Source organism: Pseudanabaena cinerea FACHB-1277, from assembly GCF_014696345.1.
Classification (GTDB): domain Bacteria; phylum Cyanobacteriota; class Cyanobacteriia; order Pseudanabaenales; family Pseudanabaenaceae; genus Pseudanabaena; species Pseudanabaena cinerea.
Genome location: NZ_JACJPY010000008.1, coordinates 1 through 15,648, shown reverse-complemented (window position 1 = coordinate 15,648; position 15,648 = coordinate 1). Strand labels below are relative to the sequence as shown.

The window sequence follows — 15,648 nt, the reverse complement described above, 5'->3', positions numbered from 1 at the left end:
TGAGTCATTAGAAGTACGCTAAAATCTACATCTTAGAGCCAATATATTTGTGTCATGAGAAAATTTGCAGCGCGATCGCTATTTACCATAACAGCAATGACTACAGCCATATTCGCTGTGCCTATACCATTGAGATCGCAACCTTCACCAACGGTTGAAATCTCGCGTCCTACTAATCAACCAGTTATAAACTCAAGCAGCAAAAAAACAAGCGTTGTCAAAATGTTTGAGGACATGACGATCGCCCCTAGCGCTGTGCCACAGGCGATCGAACTGCGTGGTATTAGCGGCGGCACGGTCGAGACCCAAAAGAAATCGGGGCGCAAGGTTACGGAAACGGGTGAATGTATCGGGTTTATTGATAGTGAACCCGATCATAAAATTACCCTGACCAAACCTTTGCGATTTTTGCAAATGCGGGTCAAAAGCTCTGGTGATACAGTTTTGCTAGTGCGCGGTCCTGGTGGGAGTTGGTGCAGTGATGATGTCAGCGATCGCAACCCTGAAATTAGTGGCGACTGGCTAGAGGGAACCTACGAAGTGTGGATCGGCTCCTACGAAGAAAATGCAGCTTTTCCTTACCTGTTGCAAATCTCGACTAAACCCTAGATCGGGCAGCCAAGGGTTTGACGACTATCATTTTTGGTGAATGGGTGTGTGCCAATGGCAATCGAGCATAGGTATAGACGTGTACGTTCGTCCAGATTACGCACCCCTGTAAATTCAGTGTCGGCACAGATTCGCAAATTTTGGATAATTGCGCCGCGCAGATTTGTGCCACGTAGATTTGAGCCTTTCATAATCGCGGCTGTAAAATCCGCCTCAATTAAATTTGCTCCACTGAAGTTAGTCACACTCAAGTTCGCACGAATAAATTTGGTGTTAGAGGAGTTTGCCCATGTTAAATTTGCCCAGCTTAAATCAGCATCAGAAAAATTTGCGCCTCTGAGCAATGCGCCTCTCAAGCTTGTTTCAATCAGATTTGCACCAGTTAGATTTGCATCGATTAAGTTAGCACTACTTAAATCAGCTTTGTTGAGGGTTGCACCTCTAAGATCGATCCCAATTAAGTTGGCACTTTTTAACTGAGCATCACTAAGATCCACATTCGAGAAATTGCGCTGTCCCTGTGCATATAAATCTAATAACTGAGCGACTTCCAAGGTAGTTACTCCTAAAAATATTATTCTTAAACAGTTTTTTTGCAGTCTCAGAGTAATCCATGTACCAAATAAGCTCATGGCAACGCCGCTTTTTTATTTGGTATAAGGCAGTTTACCCTAGTTCACGCCCCTATCTCAAGCGACATATCGAATTTACGATGATTTGCTCAAGAATTTTGACGCTGCCATGTGAGTGTGCCGCGATCTCCATTAATTGTTGCCAAGCAGCCCAATGGCAAAGGCAAGTTTTCGCCGTCATGCCCGAAGGGTAAATTCATGGTCACGGGAATACCCAAATCGCTGAGGCGATCGCGCCATACTTCCTGCATTGTGAGGCTGGGCGTTGATATTTCCGCTTGGCTGAAGCGCCCGATCGCTATGCCTTTTAATTTTTGTAAATGCCCTGACCAGCGCCAATGGGTGAGCATTCGATCAACCTTGTAAGGCGGTTCTGCCACATCTTCGATCGCCAGAATCACGTTGTCAAGTTCTGGGCAAAGAGGCGTACCGAGCATATTTGTAGCAAGGGTGAGGTTTGCAGGCATTAACACCCCTTGGGCTGTGCCAGCAACTAGGCGATCGCCGACAAGTTCGCTTTGATTTAACTTGCCCTCCAGTACATCAAATAATTGCTGTTGCGATCGCATAGGTTCATGGGCAAGGGTGGTAATTACGGGGGCATGGAGTCCCATGATATTTTTATATTTGGCGATCGCCCATAGCAAAGCCGTAATATCAGAAAACCCAATTAACCATTTGGGGCGATCGTTTAATTTTGACCAGTCCAGCTTTTCCAATAGCCGCATTGAGCCGTAGCCGCCCCTAGCAAATGCGATCGCCCCCGTCTCAGGATCGTTCCAAGCATCAATAAATTGTTGGCAGCGTTGTTGATCGGTTCCTGCTAAATAACCCCAAGGTTGACTTAATTCTGAGGGGATATTTAGTTCATAACCGCGATCGCGCCAGATTTTAATGCCATTGTCAAAGCGTTCCCACTCACGCAATGCACCACTAGGCGCAATCACGCTAATTTTTTGAGAAGGATTAATAATGGGTGGCGATAGCAATGGTTCCATAATTTATCTTGTGTATGGTGAAGATAGGCGGCGCGTAGCGCCGCCTGTCTGATTATCTGGGTCTTCCTAACGTTGTGATATACAGCACCGCTTCGTTGTGGGGAATGCCTAGTACTTCGTTAACTAAATTATCAAAAAAGCCTGCTATACCACTCACGCCCACACCTAAACTGATGGCGGCGAGATTTAACTTTTGTCCTAAATGCCCTGCATCCATATGTAGATAGCGATAAACGCGATCGCCATATTTAGCAACAGCCTTTTGTAAATCTGCTGTATGGAAAATCACGGCTCCCGCATCGCGTCCGAGTTCTTGACCTAGGCAAAGATAATGCAGTTCTTCACGGAAGTTTTTGAAACGAATTTGTCGCAACTCCTGCGCTTTGGGGGCGTAATAGTAACAGCCTGATTCTAAGCCTGATACTCGCGTTACTGCCACAAAGGTTTCAATCAAGCTGAGATCGAAATAGTCAGGATTGCCATCCATGCCTTGATCTGTATATTTTTGAGGCTGATAGGTAAAGTCGAGAATTGCTTTTAGTTCTGCAATTTCTAAGTTAGCTCCCGTATATTGACGGGTGGAACGACGTTGCAAAATCGTATGCTCTAGAATCTCTAAATCTGCACCCCAATCTATGCTTTGGGTGGTTGTATTTACCTTAGTGCAGAATGGAAAGTTATATTTGTCAAAATCAATGGATGGAGATTCTGGTTCTAGAGTCTGTAGGCTCGTTTGTGAAGATGTTACTGATTGCTTGAGTTCAGGCTTTTCTTTGATCTGGGTTGCCTGATGTAAACAGCTCAACAAGTCTCCATCTGCTAATTTCGGATAATCGGTGACGATCACCGATGGCAATGCGTTCAGCAATCCCTTACTCAAATCTTGCGATCGCATCATGGGTTGTCGCGATTCCTGACCACGCCCAGTGCGCTCTTCATCTTGCAGGTCGACTAAGGGCAGCACAGCGATCGCTCCTTCTGTTTGACTATCCAAAAATAGAAGTTCATTAATGGACTCATCCATAAAGCCACCTAATAAGGAACATTGATAATCCTCAATCGCACTTGCCAGTTCAATGTTGCCCAAAAGATGCCCCGTATCCAAAAAAATCCGCCGATAAGCCCGATCCTGATAGCGCCACTGCGATCGATAAAATACGGCCGTAATGGCGATCGCCATTCGTGAATTTTGTAAAGCGGGATGCCCAAAACAAGCCTTTTGCAACCCCTGCCACACATTGCCATCCTGCCAAAAATGCACCAAGCTATGGGTACGCACCTGATAGTTATAAATTCCTGCGGACAATAAAGGCGTTCCCGCCGAAATAATATATATTTCCGCAGGGTATAGCCCCCCTGCCGATGGTGCAGAGCGCAAATAAAAGGTTTCGCCAGAGATGGTCGGCACTCTCGCGGTCAATCCATAACTACAGAATAATAGCCGTGATAGCCGCCGCCAGCGATTTGCCAATAGTCCATCGTGATCGGACTGCGGCTCTTCTGTTAAGTAAGGTTTGAGGTCATAGACAGTACCAATTTTATAATCTTTATAGGGAAAGGGCTGTTTGCTCCAATCTAGCCCTTGACTTTTGCTAGCAAGGGTTTCAGGATCGTATTTGGTGCGTTCATGATAATATTCCGCAAGGGATTGTTTGGCTTCGGACATAATTTTGGCAGATGCGATAATAGCTATCCTACAGTGATTTGCGCGATCCCGATAAATCTGACGAGACTATCTCTTAACTCTCCACCATAATCTTGATTCGCCAATGTTCAACCCTCTTGGCTAATTTCGGGATCATTTGTCAATACTAGTCCTCGATAAATTTGGGCGATCGCAAAGGTGAGATTGATGCTCTTTAGTTCGATCATGTCACCTTCTTGGTAATTTATAATTATCCATTCGCCATTGTCTTTTTTGTGATAGAGGTCGATTTCGATGCTAGTGGAACTAACTAGTAAGTAATCTATTAATACGGGGTTGTTCCGATATAGCCGAAACTTACCACCGCGATCGTAGGATTCAGTACTAGGCGATAGAACTTCAACAATGAGAGATGGGTAGGTAATATATTGGGTGGTAATTTTGTCGCGATCGTCACAGGTGACGCTGACATCGGGGTAAGTGTAGTTTTGAGATATTGCGCTTTTAACCCGCAGATCTGAGTTCCCGATGATACAATTGCCAGTACCTAAGTGAGAATCAAATATGGCAATAAATCGAATGGCAATCCGCGCATGATTAACACTACCGCCACTCATGGCATAGACTTGTCCTTCGATATATTCATGTTTATGTAATTGCTTTTCTTCCCAAGCAAAGTATTCTTGGGGAGTGAGTTGAGGAAGGTTGTCTCTAGCTGCAATCATAATGGTAAGTTTTCCTTAGACCAATTGATGATGATTTTACTCGACTTTTTTCGGTTTGAGTAGGATGTGATTAAGTTGCGATCGCCATGTGCATTCTAGGGTAAGGGTCTGTCCTGTAATTTATGACCAGTCATCTATAGCCAACTCTACAATTTGTCCAAAATCTGATTTGTTACGGGTGAGTAAAGTTGCATTGTTTGTCAAGGCGATCGCGGCAATTTTGAGATCCATGTTTCCTAGACGGGGATAGGCTTTGCGTAAGCGTTGATGTTCTAGGGCAGATGCACGGCTAAAAGGGACAATGGCGATCGCTTGGTAATTGATTGCTAGTTGCTGTAATCCTTGATAGGCAAAGATTTGTTCATCTAATGTTTTTGCTTTAGCTAAAAAAGCAAGTCTTCCTCTAATCTGCTCTTCGTAGGTAATGACGGTAACAGCAACTTCAGGATCTTCTATCTCTGCAAGTTTGGCTAAGATTCGCTTGCCTTCTTGTCCATTGCGCTGAATGAGGCTGAGATGATCAGTGTCAAAAATATACATGACGCTCTATTCAGCAGATTTGCGCCATTCTTGACCGAGGCGATTTGCTTCGTCAAAGGTATGATCGTTTTCAAAGCTACCTGCGACTTTTAACCACCAAGGTGTTTTTTTCTGAACAAATACAGATAGCATCTGTCGCATTTGTGCGAGTTCTGTTTCTAATGCGGCAACTCTAGTTTCTAGATGTTGAGATTTGTCTTCAAGCTGTTGAGAGAGCATAGAAGTTTTTGGTGAGTTAAGGTGATGTGGCTATTATAGCAAGATGCTTGCAAGTGTAAATTTACGCGATCGCCTCTAATCCCGCAACGTCACAAATCGCTACCATTATTAGCTAAAATGTTGTGGTGCTACAATTGATTGGCGATCGCTCAAATTAAACAAGCGTAAACGATTATGTTACAGACAATTCAAGGAATATATCGGAACGGCAAGATCGAGTTAGCGGAAATTCCTCAAGATATTACGGAGAACCAAGTTTTTGTGACTTTCTTTAAGCCTGAGTCAGTTAGTCGCGCTAGTCAGTTTATGTCGTTTGGGATGTTTTCAGGTTCTCAACAATCGACTGAAGCTGATTTTAGAGATGCTGAGTTTAATGGTGATTGTGAATATTAGCTCATTCGCTTTAGGTGTGAAATTAGCGTGTCAGTCGTCCAGCATGGACAACCACAACCAAGAAAATCATTGTCTTGTGTCCAGATCGCTGCATCTAGATGTATTGTTAGAGCTACGGTATGCCAATCATCAGGATCTCTAGGTATCCGTTCTTTAGCTTCTATTTCTAAATAACCATATTCGATTTGAGGAACAGTGATAATACGAGTTTCTAGTGGTTCAGAAGCTGCTTGCGTTAAATCTGCGCCTGCTTCTTTACTCAATTTACCTGTAGTTATCATGTGGCGTATACGCTTCTGGATTTCGTAATTAGTCTCTTCTATAACCTTGTCGGCTGCGTATATCAACAGTTGTTGGTTACGCAATAGCTCTCGTCCGCGCTGACGAAGCAATTCGGCTATTAGGATGTTTGCGTCAATAATCAATATCATCATGATTCCTGATTGACAAAAGCTTCTACTAATTCATCTTCTGTCATACCAGTTTCTAATAGAACTTTCTCAACTACGCGATCGAGAGAATCTATGGCGCTAGTATCAATGTTATTTCGGGTAACTCTTTGGGTTTCGGTGATTTCTTGACCTAGTAATTTCCATAGTTTGATTTTGTGTTCAATATTGAGGGTGGTAACGGCTTCGGCTAGTAGATCAAAGGGAATGTTAATTTGGGCGGTAGCAGTTTTCATTTTGATTTTCTCTTTTTTAAGAATTATGCGTAACTACTTTGATGCCTGTAACTAAAGGGCATCCTAATTCATGATGAATGAAATTAAAAATTTGCGGTTCATGTTGTCTTAACCATTTAGGATCATTACCAGAAAACAAATGAATTTCCCAGACAGTTAAATATTTATCATTGTTAGCCTTGTAATGAACGATTCTATAAACGGCACTACAGTTATAGAAAAAGTTGATAACTCTAGTTAGACTTTCCGTAATATTTTTATCGGCTGAAACAAGTTTATTCAGATTAGATGTATCAAATGCTTTAGGGCTTTTCAAAGGAGTTTTTTTAGTCCGAAAGTCAATCTCATTCTTACCCTTAAAACCGTTGCATTTCATACATAATGTTTGTGAGTTATCTATAGATGTTTCTCCGCCCAAGCTAAATGGAAAAACATGGTCAATCTGTAATTTTTTACGATTTCCGCAGCATAAACAGGCATTACCATCACGTTCTTTAACTTGTTTTTTCTCTTTTTCGGTTAGCTCTTGGATTACAGGCTGAGGCTTTGGTGCAGGAATGTCAACAATAGGTATATTAGAATCATCGCTAATAATCTTCATTTCACTAGCATGAACTGCGGTTTCAAAATTCCTAAAGGATTTGTAGAAAGTTTGCCATAAAGAATTAGGTTTAGTGAATTCTTCTTGTAAAAACTTATTCCGAGCATGATGAAAGAGTTTTAAATCAATAACTTTTTGAGCAATTTTATCTACATCATATAATGCTCTATCTTCAAAGGGATAATAGTGAGGTACAGACTCATTTTGAGCAATATGACGAACAATTTTAGCTACGCTAGAACTCAATTTTTCACCAATATTGTCTGAATCAGGATCAAAGTAAATTTTGATCCAAGATTCGATCTCAGATTCGATCCATGCATACTCAAGACGCTCTTTAGTCCATTCATCCTTTAAATAAGCTTTGTCAATAAACTTAATAAAATCTTCAAATCGCTTTTGCGTATGCTCGTAAACCATTACAAATTCCGTAACAGTTTCCATTGTGTCTTGACTTTCATCATCTTCTGCATAGGTGATTTCAGTCTTGTACCAACCAATAGGGAAAATTCTTGAAAACGGTGGCATTACATAATCACCGCCATTTTCAAAGGATTTTGAAAGCTCTTCTACTAGATGAATCGCAATATATTCAAGAGGATATCTTTCTCTCTTAGGAACTTGAGTTTCTTTTGTGCCACCATCTTCATGGGCTGGATCAGCCCAATCAATTAAACGCTTCCAATCATCAAAGAATAAAACAATATTCGCTTCACTGCTGCCTCCTGCTTTTTCGCCCCGTAAAGCACGACCGATCATCTGGGTCATCAAAATCTGGCTTGTAGTTTGTCGCGTGATAAATACCGTTTGCACTGATGGCACATCTGCACCTTCCGTTAACATCCTTACATTGATCAAAACATCAAGAGGAGCATGATTTTTGTTTTCATCTAATCCAGTCGTAAATTGTCTCAGAATACTTTGATTATCGCTTTGAGTAACCTTATTTCTTGCTTCAGCCGAACCTTTGTCGGCATCGATTTGTGAATAGATTGCATCTACCCTAATACCTTTTTCTCGCAATTTATCTTTTAAATAAACACATTGAAACCAGCGATCTGCGAAAATGATTGTCTTACCATATCGATTCTTATCTGCTATGTAAGTGTTGACGATTGCATTGTTTCTATCCTGATTCTCTGCAAGAGTTTCTATAATTTTCTCTGGTAAATCTTTATGCTTATTAGTTAATTCTTCATACAAAGCGTCATCTAATTCAACTTCTGTACCAGTGGGAATTTCAGTATAATTTGGTCTAGCCAAAATACCTTGCATCATTAATTTTTCTTTGTCAGCTTGATAAATAACCCCCTGTTTTCCATCAGTAAATATTTTCGAGAGCCAGCCTTTCTTGGCTTTATCCGTGTATGTCGGCGTTGCAGTCAGTCCTAATAAATACAAATTAGGTAATAGGCTACGCAAGCCCAAAGCAGATTCTTGTTCGCCGATCAAAAGATTTCGTAAACCATAGGCAGGAGTGTGATGAGCTTCATCAACTACTACGAAAAACTCAGAATTTTGATTGTCATCAATAAACTTTCTTAATGCTGTTGTAATGGTCTGATTATATTTGTCTTTAGCTGTACTGTGTAGGTTAATGATAGCCGTCTGGGTTGTCATCAAGATCACATCATCTGACAACTGTATTGATGATGCTTTTGCGTGGGACTTACTGCTAGAGACACAGCGAATATTTATTGTTTGCCGATCTGGAATTTCTCTAATGTTGTCTTCAAAAGTAGCTGCCGCTTGATCTAATAGATAATATGAAGGAGCTAACCAGAGAACTTTAATATTTTTAGAAAGTACATGATTACATAACCATCGAACTGCGGTAAACGTCTTACCCGCACCCGTAGGAAGTACTAGTATTCCACTAGCTGATTTCTTTTTGCCAATTTGAAAAACTTTATTAAGTGCAGCAAACGCTTCAGTTTGATGAGCAAATGGAGTTTTTAATGGAGAATTCACGAGCAACTTTCTCTGTGCATCTAAGTTAATCGACTTGTACATACTTTTAGGACTATCGTATCTAGAACATTTTTACAAATGGATTTTTGCTAATCCAAATTCCATAAGCTTAATATAGCTCATTCATAAGCCTTGCATCACAAAATTTAAGATTAGCTTGCAAAGTTCTAGCGATCGCCCTTATTTTGCTGAAAAACATGGACTACACCAAACTCGTCTCAAGACGCGATCGCAGAAAACTTAATCTCAACCTTTTGATTGAGAGCGCCAGCAATTTTCTGTAACATTGACAGCGAATGTCCATCATAATCAGCATCCTCAAGCCTAGCGATCGCCGATTGTTTAGTACCAACGCGATCGGCAAGTTGTTTCTGTGTTAAACCCCTAGCAGTCCTCGCCTCATAGATAAGTTGAGCCACAATCGCATTCAGCGAAGCCTCCCTAATCAGATTCTCCATTTCAGAATCATCACTAGTCAAACTATCAATGATTTTAAGTGCATCACTAGTCTTAGCCATTATCTAAATCCTCTTCATAAGTATGGATACTTGGATTCTTCTCAAATAGACGCTTACGCCTAATCGCCCTATCAATATCAGCGATCGGCACTTGATCAGTATCTTTAGTAATGGCATGAGCAAGAATTGCGATATTTTGACCATCAAAAAAGTACAAGATGCGATACTGAACATGAATGTGCTTAGCGCGAAGTTCATAGATTCCATCACGCAGATAATCTGCTGCGGGGCGGCGTAGTTCATAACCTGTACTCGCAAGCTGCTGAATCCTAGCTACACAATTTGCATAACCTTTGCGGTCTTGCTTGAGTAGGACTTTCAACCACTCTAAAACAGGAGCAGCACCACCTTCATCTTGATAGAAAATAACCTGCGCTTTCGGCACACCCATCACTACGATAATTTTACTATATTAAATCACAATATTGTTATATTTGATCACCCTTAATTTGCCGAAAACCATATATGGTGTAATATATAGCTAGCAAACGCTTGAGATCCCTATGGAGGTGCAAAATGAACCAAAAACGAATTACAGATCTAACCATAGAAGATCTCAAGGCAGTGATTACTGAAGTAGTAGTTACGCAGCTACAGCAGTGGTTTGGCAAACCAAACTCATCTGTTACCGCAGTCAAACCAGAGCCAACCATCCCTACTAATCAGCCCTACGTTAATGCTGAAGGCGTTTACATATTGCCAACAAGGACACCCGAAGAAATTGCAGCAAGAGCAAAAGCATTGAGCGATCTTTTCGATGAATGGGATCTCCGAGATGATGCTGATGAACAGAGAGAGACATGGGAATATCTGCAACAGGCTTTAGGCGAAGAATTGATAACTGAGCGCCCACTCTCACTCACCGCATGATTGTTTTACTTGACTCAGCCCCACTCGGCATCCTATCAAACCCCAACTCCACTCCCGCTACCCTAGAATGCCGCTATTGGTCAGAGAGATTAGTTGCCAAGGGTTATAGATTAATTGTTCCTGAAATTACCGACTACGAAGTTAGGCGTGAATTACTAAGAGCCAATAAACTAGCGGGTATCAGGCGTTTAGATCAGCTAAAAAATCGCTTGGAGTATTTACCCCTGACCACAGCAACGATGCAAAAAGCTGCTGAATTTTGGGCAGAAGCGAGACAAACAGGTAAACCAACAGCCAGTCCAGAGGCACTAGATGGCGATGTCATCCTTGCCGCACAAGCATCACTAATTGCCGAGTCACAGGGCGATCGCATTGTCGTAGTCGCCACAACAAACGTGGGACATTTGGAAAGATTTGTTAACGCTAAATACTGGCAAGCGATCGCCTAAGTTCTGGAAATAGATGTAGGTTTATTACTAGCATCTTCAAACAAGGGCGATCGCCGATTGTTTAGAATGCGATCATTGGAGTTTGTTTGGGTTTGATGAGAGGCGATCGCGCTTAGATACTGATGATTTAGGCGATCGCTGTATAATAATAGCAGTGATAAAAAGGTGAATTCTATTGATTAAAGGAGGAATGGGAATGACAGCACAGTCTATAAACGCCAAAATTACAAACATCATCAAACTGCGATCAAATCATCCAGCATCGATCAGAGAGATGATTCAAAGTGACTTTGCGAAAAGGTTGCAAACTCTTGAATTAGGGCTACAAAAAACTCAAACACGACTAGAACAATTTGAAGCAAAATATCAATGGTCAACTGAAACATTTATCAATCTCTTTACCAGCGATCAGCTACAGCATAGCTTTGACTTTGACGAATGGCTAGGCGAAGCATGGATGCTAGAGAAATTGCAACAGAAAATTGCAATTGTCAAGGAGATTGAATTTGTTGATTGAAGAATATTTTGCCAGAATTAGAAATTTTCTGAACAGTTTAGAAATTGTGCAGAAATTCGAGCTTGAAACAGAAGCAAGAGCCGATTACATTGGATTTATTAGAGGTATCGCATATTTCCAAGATGGAACTATCCTGCATATCCGAGAATTTGTCGATGTAGAGTTATCAATCGACAGAGGTAAATATTCCTATCAATACATGGATCAAGATGATCAGCTAATCTTTCGTTATGACAACGCACCCCATCACCAAAAGCTAAATATATCAACATTCCCACATCACAAACATCAACAACAGGAGAACAATATCGTTGCGTCAGATGCACCATTGCTAGAAGAAATCTGTCAAGAAATTGAACAGATTATAAAGCAAAAATATGGGGGGTAGGATGACACCAAACTCGTCTCAAGACGCGATCGCGCTAAACTTAATCTCAACCTTCTGATTGAGAGCAACCGCATTTTTCTGTAACATAGACAGCGAATGCCCATCATAATCAGCATCCTCAAGCAAGAGCGATCGCCGATTGTTTAGTACTAGAGCGATCGCTGTACAATGTTAGCAGTATTCAAATGCTAATGATTTTTTGTAGGACGGCAAAAATGAATGTGTCCATCTCCATAGACTTTTCCCAACTTAAAACAGTAATCTCGCAATGCAATCTACAAGAAAAGCTGGAATTATTGCAGTTGCTAGAAAAAGACACATTTTCAGTGAGATTCAATAAATTTTTAAGTTCAGTACAAACTGACGAGCTAAGTTTAGAAGATATTACTCAAGAAGTTGAAGCCGTAAGGCAAGCAAATTATCATGCAAGGTAATCCACTTCGCCTTGTTATCGACACGAATATTTGGATTAGCTTTCTCATTGGCAAATCACTTACAGGTCTTAGCCAAGCCATCATTAGCGATCAAGTAATCGTTCTATTTAGCAATGACCTATTTGGCGAATTAATTAAAGTTTTGAAACGTCCAAAATTTAAAAAATACTTTTCAGAAACCGCCATTGAAGATTTAGTGACACTTCTCTATGAAAAAGTTGAATTGATCGAAATTACTCACCATTTTGAAGATTGTCGAGACGCAAAAGATAATTTTCTCTTGGATTTAGCCGTATCAGGTCATGCAAATTACCTAGTCACAGGTGATGTAGATTTGTTGATATTAAACCCTTTTCAAGGTGTAGAAATTATTTCGTATCAACATTTTCAGAATCTGATTTTAAAATAACTATTAAGAAGGAACACCAAACTCGTCTTAATACGCGATCGCTGAAAACTTAATCTCAACCTTCTGATTGAGAGCAACCGCATTTTCCTGTAACATTGACATCGATCGCCCATCATAATCAGCATCCTCAAGCAAGAGCGATCGCCGATTGTTTAGTGCCAACGCGATCATGGGGTTTTGTTTGGGCTTGATGAGAGGCGATATAAAATATAACTACGATAAGAGGATGATCATCATGGCGATCGCAACACCAAACGCAACACCAAACGCACTAACAGATAACCGTATCCGCTACGTCACCAACATCGAAGGCAAAACAATCGATGTAATTGTCCCCGTTGAACTTTGGCAACAAATCATTAATTCCATCAACATTGATAGCAATCTATCTCAACAAGAAGATAATCTGGAATCCTTCTCTTTACAGAATTTAGAACAATGCTATGGAGAAAATAAACCTGAGTACTCATTAGAGCTAATCAAGGAACACAACAGCAATTATGCAAGAAAGGAAAATATTACTCAAGATTTATAGATTCTCTTAAGCTTACAAAGCATCAGTCAAAATGTCAGTATTTAACTATTCTCAATCCTTAGTTTTTGCAGTTTCTCGGCACTTTTAGAATAGATAGCGCTGCAAGAGATAGCGGACAAAAAACTGCATTCTACAGTATTGAAAGAATTTAAATCACAAATTCTTCGGTACTATTCAATCTGTAATATGTGGAAGATTAGGGTTGGCACGGTGGCATAGCCCCTACAAAAAATTTAAATTATTCAGGTAGGGGCAATCCCCCCGTGGTTGCCCTGCTGTACTGAACTGAAGCCTGCCGTAGGTGACAAGTTAGATCAGAAGTAATATCTCAGCGATCGCATCGGCTAATCTTTCAGAGCCGCCCTTAGCGCCGACCCTTTCTAAGCCGTTAATTTTGCATTGTTCTAAATATTCGCGATCGCCTAAGGTTTGATTGATACATTTTGCTGCATTTTGTAAGGTTTCTAAATTGGCAGGTTCTTGACCAATAGTTCTAACAGATAAGCCCAATAACCGTTCTTGAGCATTGGCAAAGCGATAGTTAAACTGGGGACCATTGCCAATAATTTGAATTACGGGTTTGCCTAGTCCCACCGCTTGCTCGACGGCTGTGCCTGCCATGCCGATCGCCAAATTACATTGGTGCAGAATATCTGCAAAGGCATCACTAAAACAGAGAATGCTTAAACCTAGTTCGGGCTGATAGAGCTTGCCAGTATCATATTGCCAACCCGCTTGGGCGGCGATTTCTGGCAATAGGGGCATCATGCTTGGCACAAGAGCGGCGCGAAACTGTACAGGTTGCATGACTAGGGCGATCTGTTCACAGAGGCGTATTTGCAATAATAAATTGGCTGCCGCTTCGGGTAAACGGCTACCTGTTAATAGGGCGATCGCTGGCACATCAGCAATTAAATGTAAATCTCTGCCCGTTGGCTCCAGCACATCCATAATCGGATAGCCTGCAAAACTGACATTGCGGTAGCCCCTTTGTTTGATTAATTCGGCGCTATAGGCATCACGGGTGAGGATTTTTTGGCAACGGGGCGATCGCATCATTAATGCCTGTTCCCAACGGGGAATGTAGCGATTTTCATAAAATGCCGAGGAAGATACTAAAAACATGGCATAGGGTAGTCCCGTCAAATAGGCGAAAATTGCGGGTAAAACATCCCCTGTGGCAAAGGCAAAATCACAGGTTTTTCCACATTGACGGGCAGCTTGAATTTGTTGCCAAGTGAGAGCGATTAGCCCCGATTGAAAATCTTGAATTTGTTTCCATAAGCTCAAATAAGCAAAGCCCCCCGATGGCAAAGCTTTAGTGGGCGTAACAATCTCTACCCCTGCACGAAGATAGGCATTCCCTTCCCCCACCAATGGCAAAGCGATCGCCTCAAGGTGCGGATATTTCTGCCGCATTGCCTTCAATACTTCGCAAGCATTGAGGTCTTCCCCATGACCATTGCTAATAAATACAACTCTCTTTTTTTGCGTCATGATTATGCAGTTAATGTTTTAAGTAAGTAGCTCAGCTTAATTAAAACCGAAAACCAGAGAATTTAGCGGGATCTAAACCTTAAAACGTAGCCAGAGATATTTGTGTGTACACAGTAGCTTAAATCTTTCCCCCCTTTCGTAAGGGGCGGGGTGAGGGGAGCAGATAGTGTTTTTAGCGAAAGACAAAACTTTTCAAAAATACTCTCTAAACCTAGAAGAGCCAATTTGTCCGCAGTATTGTTAAAATCAATGCTTATTAAAGCTGGTGCATCCCATGAAAAATACCGTTGGCTCAGCACATTTGGATCTATTGAGAACTGTAGCAGCTTGGCAAGTTTGCCTACATCATCTAAAAAATTTATTTTTCGTCGACTATCCAATAGTTCAATCCAAGAACTTACTTGTTCAAGCTATTTACTATTTTAGTCGCTTTGGACATCAATCTGTAGTTATATTTTTTGTGATGAGTGGGTTGTTTATTTCTTCTAGTGTGATCAAACAAAATGATGAAGGTAAGTGGTCATGGGCAAATTACCTGATTGCAAGACTATCAAGGTTATATATTGCTCTAGTACCAGCATTAATTTTAGGATTTGGATGGGATTGGTTAGGGATAAAACTATTGGGGACAGCGAATGTATATGATGGAGTGACTTTAAGTCAGACTGTTGTTAGTCATCCTGTGATTGAGCGTTTAGATTTAGTACATTTTTTAGGAAACCTAGGATTTTTACAATCTTTTAAAGTATCACCTTTGGGCAGCAATACTCCATTGTGGAGCTTAAGTTATGAATTTTGGTACTATATATTATTCCCTTTAATGTTTTTGATGATTGTAAAAAAAGGTTTGACAATTACTCGTATAATTTACGCAGCAGCCTTTGTAATCGTTATTAACTTTATAGGTTTAACCTGACGGGGCGACAAAAGATATGGGAAGTATGAGTAGATGGGGATTTGAGGATTTAAGATAAAAAAGATAGGTCAAGTCATAGTAAGTATGACCTATCTAG

23 protein-coding genes and 1 pseudogene are annotated in these 15,648 nt (G+C 41.0%); 10 read left to right on the top strand and 14 right to left on the bottom strand.

Annotation, left to right across the window (positions count from 1 at the left end):
* Positions 1-54: 54 nt before the first annotated feature.
* Positions 55-609, top strand: coding sequence for a hypothetical protein (locus H6F44_RS04325; RefSeq protein WP_190349728.1), 555 nt, complete (start codon positions 55-57; stop codon positions 607-609).
* Here the strand turns inward: H6F44_RS04325 and H6F44_RS04320 are convergent.
* The 6 genes from H6F44_RS04320 to H6F44_RS04295 all read right to left on the bottom strand — a co-directional run bounded on the left by H6F44_RS04320 (position 606) and on the right by H6F44_RS04295 (position 5,368).
* Complete coding sequence (locus H6F44_RS04320) at positions 606-1,163, bottom strand: pentapeptide repeat-containing protein (RefSeq protein ID WP_242016436.1); 558 nt, start codon at positions 1,161-1,163, stop codon at positions 606-608. The two genes, H6F44_RS04325 and H6F44_RS04320, sit on opposite strands and share 4 nt — an antisense overlap.
* A 167-nt stretch (positions 1,164-1,330) precedes the next feature.
* Positions 1,331-2,239 (bottom strand): S66 peptidase family protein, encoded by a 909-nt coding sequence (locus H6F44_RS04315; RefSeq protein WP_190349726.1) that lies wholly within the window; start codon positions 2,237-2,239, stop codon positions 1,331-1,333.
* Positions 2,240-2,291: 52 nt separating this feature from the next.
* Positions 2,292-3,905: a SagB/ThcOx family dehydrogenase gene (locus tag H6F44_RS04310; RefSeq protein WP_190349725.1), complete on the bottom strand. Its 1,614-nt coding sequence runs from the start codon at positions 3,903-3,905 to the stop codon at positions 2,292-2,294.
* A 107-nt stretch (positions 3,906-4,012) separates the two neighbouring features.
* Positions 4,013-4,609 (bottom strand): Uma2 family endonuclease, encoded by a 597-nt coding sequence (locus H6F44_RS04305; protein ID WP_190349724.1) that lies wholly within the window; start codon positions 4,607-4,609, stop codon positions 4,013-4,015.
* 120 nt (positions 4,610-4,729) lie between these two features.
* Positions 4,730-5,149: a type II toxin-antitoxin system VapC family toxin gene (locus tag H6F44_RS04300; RefSeq protein WP_190349723.1), complete on the bottom strand. Its 420-nt coding sequence runs from the start codon at positions 5,147-5,149 to the stop codon at positions 4,730-4,732.
* A 6-nt stretch (positions 5,150-5,155) separates the two neighbouring features.
* Positions 5,156-5,368 (bottom strand): hypothetical protein, encoded by a 213-nt coding sequence (locus H6F44_RS04295; RefSeq protein ID WP_190349722.1) that lies wholly within the window; start codon positions 5,366-5,368, stop codon positions 5,156-5,158.
* A 174-nt stretch (positions 5,369-5,542) separates the two neighbouring features.
* Here H6F44_RS04295 and H6F44_RS04290 point away from each other — a divergent pair, with 174 nt between their 5' ends.
* Positions 5,543-5,761, top strand: coding sequence for a hypothetical protein (locus H6F44_RS04290; protein ID WP_190349721.1), 219 nt, complete (start codon positions 5,543-5,545; stop codon positions 5,759-5,761).
* Here the strand turns inward: H6F44_RS04290 and H6F44_RS04285 are convergent.
* The 5 genes from H6F44_RS04285 to H6F44_RS04265 form a co-directional block, all read right to left on the bottom strand.
* The gene (locus H6F44_RS04285; protein ID WP_190349720.1) at positions 5,758-6,195 is read right to left on the bottom strand and encodes a PIN domain-containing protein; all 438 of its coding nucleotides are present in this window, start codon (positions 6,193-6,195) and stop codon (positions 5,758-5,760) included. The genes H6F44_RS04290 and H6F44_RS04285 overlap by 4 nt on opposite strands.
* Positions 6,192-6,446, bottom strand: coding sequence for a hypothetical protein (locus tag H6F44_RS04280; RefSeq protein WP_190349719.1), 255 nt, complete (start codon positions 6,444-6,446; stop codon positions 6,192-6,194). Before H6F44_RS04280 ends, H6F44_RS04285 begins: the two co-directional genes overlap by 4 nt.
* A gap of 16 nt (positions 6,447-6,462) precedes the next feature.
* A complete protein-coding gene (locus H6F44_RS04275) occupies positions 6,463-9,060 on the bottom strand; it encodes a DEAD/DEAH box helicase family protein (RefSeq protein ID WP_190349718.1) in 2,598 nt (865 codons plus the stop codon).
* A gap of 176 nt (positions 9,061-9,236) precedes the next feature.
* On the bottom strand, positions 9,237-9,536 hold the full coding sequence (locus H6F44_RS04270; protein WP_190349717.1) for a helix-turn-helix domain-containing protein: 300 nt from the start codon (positions 9,534-9,536) through the stop codon (positions 9,237-9,239).
* Positions 9,529-9,921 carry a type II toxin-antitoxin system RelE/ParE family toxin gene (locus H6F44_RS04265; protein WP_190349807.1) on the bottom strand — a complete coding sequence of 131 codons (393 nt, stop codon included), beginning with the start codon at positions 9,919-9,921 and terminating at the stop codon, positions 9,529-9,531. The genes H6F44_RS04270 and H6F44_RS04265 overlap by 8 nt, the downstream gene beginning before the upstream one ends.
* Before the next feature lie 131 nt (positions 9,922-10,052).
* Here H6F44_RS04265 and H6F44_RS04260 point away from each other — a divergent pair, with 131 nt between their 5' ends.
* From H6F44_RS04260 to H6F44_RS04245, 4 genes are all read left to right on the top strand, one after another.
* On the top strand, positions 10,053-10,406 hold the full coding sequence (locus tag H6F44_RS04260) for a hypothetical protein (RefSeq protein WP_190349716.1): 354 nt from the start codon (positions 10,053-10,055) through the stop codon (positions 10,404-10,406).
* Positions 10,403-10,855, top strand: a complete 453-nt coding sequence (locus H6F44_RS04255) for a PIN domain-containing protein (protein WP_190349715.1) — start codon at positions 10,403-10,405, stop codon at positions 10,853-10,855. The genes H6F44_RS04260 and H6F44_RS04255 overlap by 4 nt, the downstream gene beginning before the upstream one ends.
* 196 nt (positions 10,856-11,051) lie before the next feature.
* Positions 11,052-11,372: a hypothetical protein gene (locus tag H6F44_RS04250; protein ID WP_190349714.1), complete on the top strand. Its 321-nt coding sequence runs from the start codon at positions 11,052-11,054 to the stop codon at positions 11,370-11,372.
* Positions 11,362-11,760, top strand: coding sequence for a toxin-antitoxin system TumE family protein (locus H6F44_RS04245; RefSeq protein WP_190349713.1), 399 nt, complete (start codon positions 11,362-11,364; stop codon positions 11,758-11,760). The genes H6F44_RS04250 and H6F44_RS04245 overlap by 11 nt, the downstream gene beginning before the upstream one ends.
* 18 nt (positions 11,761-11,778) lie before the next feature.
* Here H6F44_RS04245 and H6F44_RS23910 read toward each other — a convergent pair.
* Positions 11,779-11,883, bottom strand: a pseudogene (locus H6F44_RS23910) (helix-turn-helix domain-containing protein); the annotation flags it as partial.
* A 92-nt stretch (positions 11,884-11,975) separates the two neighbouring features.
* Here H6F44_RS23910 and vap15 point away from each other — a divergent pair.
* A complete protein-coding gene (gene vap15 / locus H6F44_RS04240) occupies positions 11,976-12,194 on the top strand; it encodes a type II toxin-antitoxin system VapB15 family antitoxin (RefSeq protein WP_190349712.1) in 219 nt (72 codons plus the stop codon).
* Positions 12,184-12,603 (top strand): putative toxin-antitoxin system toxin component, PIN family, encoded by a 420-nt coding sequence (locus H6F44_RS04235; RefSeq protein WP_190349711.1) that lies wholly within the window; start codon positions 12,184-12,186, stop codon positions 12,601-12,603. Before vap15 ends, H6F44_RS04235 begins: the two co-directional genes overlap by 11 nt.
* A gap of 27 nt (positions 12,604-12,630) precedes the next feature.
* Here the strand turns inward: H6F44_RS04235 and H6F44_RS04230 are convergent, their stop codons facing one another.
* Positions 12,631-12,774: a hypothetical protein gene (locus H6F44_RS04230; protein WP_190349710.1), complete on the bottom strand. Its 144-nt coding sequence runs from the start codon at positions 12,772-12,774 to the stop codon at positions 12,631-12,633.
* 64 nt (positions 12,775-12,838) lie between these two features.
* Here H6F44_RS04230 and H6F44_RS04225 point away from each other — a divergent pair, with 64 nt between their 5' ends.
* Positions 12,839-13,138 (top strand): hypothetical protein, encoded by a 300-nt coding sequence (locus H6F44_RS04225; RefSeq protein WP_190349709.1) that lies wholly within the window; start codon positions 12,839-12,841, stop codon positions 13,136-13,138.
* Between the two features lie 309 nt (positions 13,139-13,447).
* Here the strand turns inward: H6F44_RS04225 and H6F44_RS04220 are convergent, their stop codons facing one another.
* Positions 13,448-14,635 (bottom strand): lipid-A-disaccharide synthase-related protein, encoded by a 1,188-nt coding sequence (locus H6F44_RS04220; protein ID WP_190349708.1) that lies wholly within the window; start codon positions 14,633-14,635, stop codon positions 13,448-13,450.
* Between the two features lie 274 nt (positions 14,636-14,909).
* Between H6F44_RS04220 and H6F44_RS04215 the strand changes: the two genes are divergently transcribed.
* On the top strand, positions 14,910-15,551 hold the full coding sequence (locus tag H6F44_RS04215; RefSeq protein WP_190349707.1) for an acyltransferase family protein: 642 nt from the start codon (positions 14,910-14,912) through the stop codon (positions 15,549-15,551).
* Positions 15,552-15,648 lie beyond the last annotated feature (97 nt).

Excerpts from the sequence above, each read along its gene's own strand:
- H6F44_RS04280 (WP_190349719.1), bottom strand. The coding sequence starts at position 6,446 with ATGAAAACTGCTACCGCCCAAATTAACATTCCCTTTGATCTACTAGCC.
- H6F44_RS04310 (WP_190349725.1), bottom strand. The coding sequence starts at position 3,905 with ATGTCCGAAGCCAAACAATCCCTTGCGGAATATTATCATGAACGCACC.
- H6F44_RS04325 (WP_190349728.1), top strand. The coding sequence starts at position 55 with ATGAGAAAATTTGCAGCGCGATCGCTATTTACCATAACAGCAATGACT.
- H6F44_RS04235 (WP_190349711.1), top strand. The coding sequence starts at position 12,184 with ATGCAAGGTAATCCACTTCGCCTTGTTATCGACACGAATATTTGGATT.
- H6F44_RS04285 (WP_190349720.1), bottom strand. The coding sequence starts at position 6,195 with ATGATGATATTGATTATTGACGCAAACATCCTAATAGCCGAATTGCTT.
- H6F44_RS04300 (WP_190349723.1), bottom strand. The coding sequence starts at position 5,149 with ATGTATATTTTTGACACTGATCATCTCAGCCTCATTCAGCGCAATGGA.
- H6F44_RS04230 (WP_190349710.1), bottom strand. The coding sequence starts at position 12,774 with ATGATCGCGTTGGCACTAAACAATCGGCGATCGCTCTTGCTTGAGGAT.
- H6F44_RS04290 (WP_190349721.1), top strand. The coding sequence starts at position 5,543 with ATGTTACAGACAATTCAAGGAATATATCGGAACGGCAAGATCGAGTTA.
- H6F44_RS04305 (WP_190349724.1), bottom strand. The coding sequence starts at position 4,609 with ATGATTGCAGCTAGAGACAACCTTCCTCAACTCACTCCCCAAGAATAC.
- H6F44_RS04270 (WP_190349717.1), bottom strand. The coding sequence starts at position 9,536 with ATGGCTAAGACTAGTGATGCACTTAAAATCATTGATAGTTTGACTAGT.
- H6F44_RS04275 (WP_190349718.1), bottom strand. The coding sequence starts at position 9,060 with ATGTACAAGTCGATTAACTTAGATGCACAGAGAAAGTTGCTCGTGAAT.
- H6F44_RS04295 (WP_190349722.1), bottom strand. The coding sequence starts at position 5,368 with ATGCTCTCTCAACAGCTTGAAGACAAATCTCAACATCTAGAAACTAGA.
- H6F44_RS04260 (WP_190349716.1), top strand. The coding sequence starts at position 10,053 with ATGAACCAAAAACGAATTACAGATCTAACCATAGAAGATCTCAAGGCA.
- H6F44_RS04220 (WP_190349708.1), bottom strand. The coding sequence starts at position 14,635 with ATGACGCAAAAAAAGAGAGTTGTATTTATTAGCAATGGTCATGGGGAA.
- H6F44_RS04225 (WP_190349709.1), top strand. The coding sequence starts at position 12,839 with ATGGCGATCGCAACACCAAACGCAACACCAAACGCACTAACAGATAAC.
- H6F44_RS04215 (WP_190349707.1), top strand. The coding sequence starts at position 14,910 with ATGAAAAATACCGTTGGCTCAGCACATTTGGATCTATTGAGAACTGTA.
- H6F44_RS04315 (WP_190349726.1), bottom strand. The coding sequence starts at position 2,239 with ATGGAACCATTGCTATCGCCACCCATTATTAATCCTTCTCAAAAAATT.
- H6F44_RS04250 (WP_190349714.1), top strand. The coding sequence starts at position 11,052 with ATGACAGCACAGTCTATAAACGCCAAAATTACAAACATCATCAAACTG.
- H6F44_RS04255 (WP_190349715.1), top strand. The coding sequence starts at position 10,403 with ATGATTGTTTTACTTGACTCAGCCCCACTCGGCATCCTATCAAACCCC.
- vap15 (WP_190349712.1), top strand. The coding sequence starts at position 11,976 with ATGAATGTGTCCATCTCCATAGACTTTTCCCAACTTAAAACAGTAATC.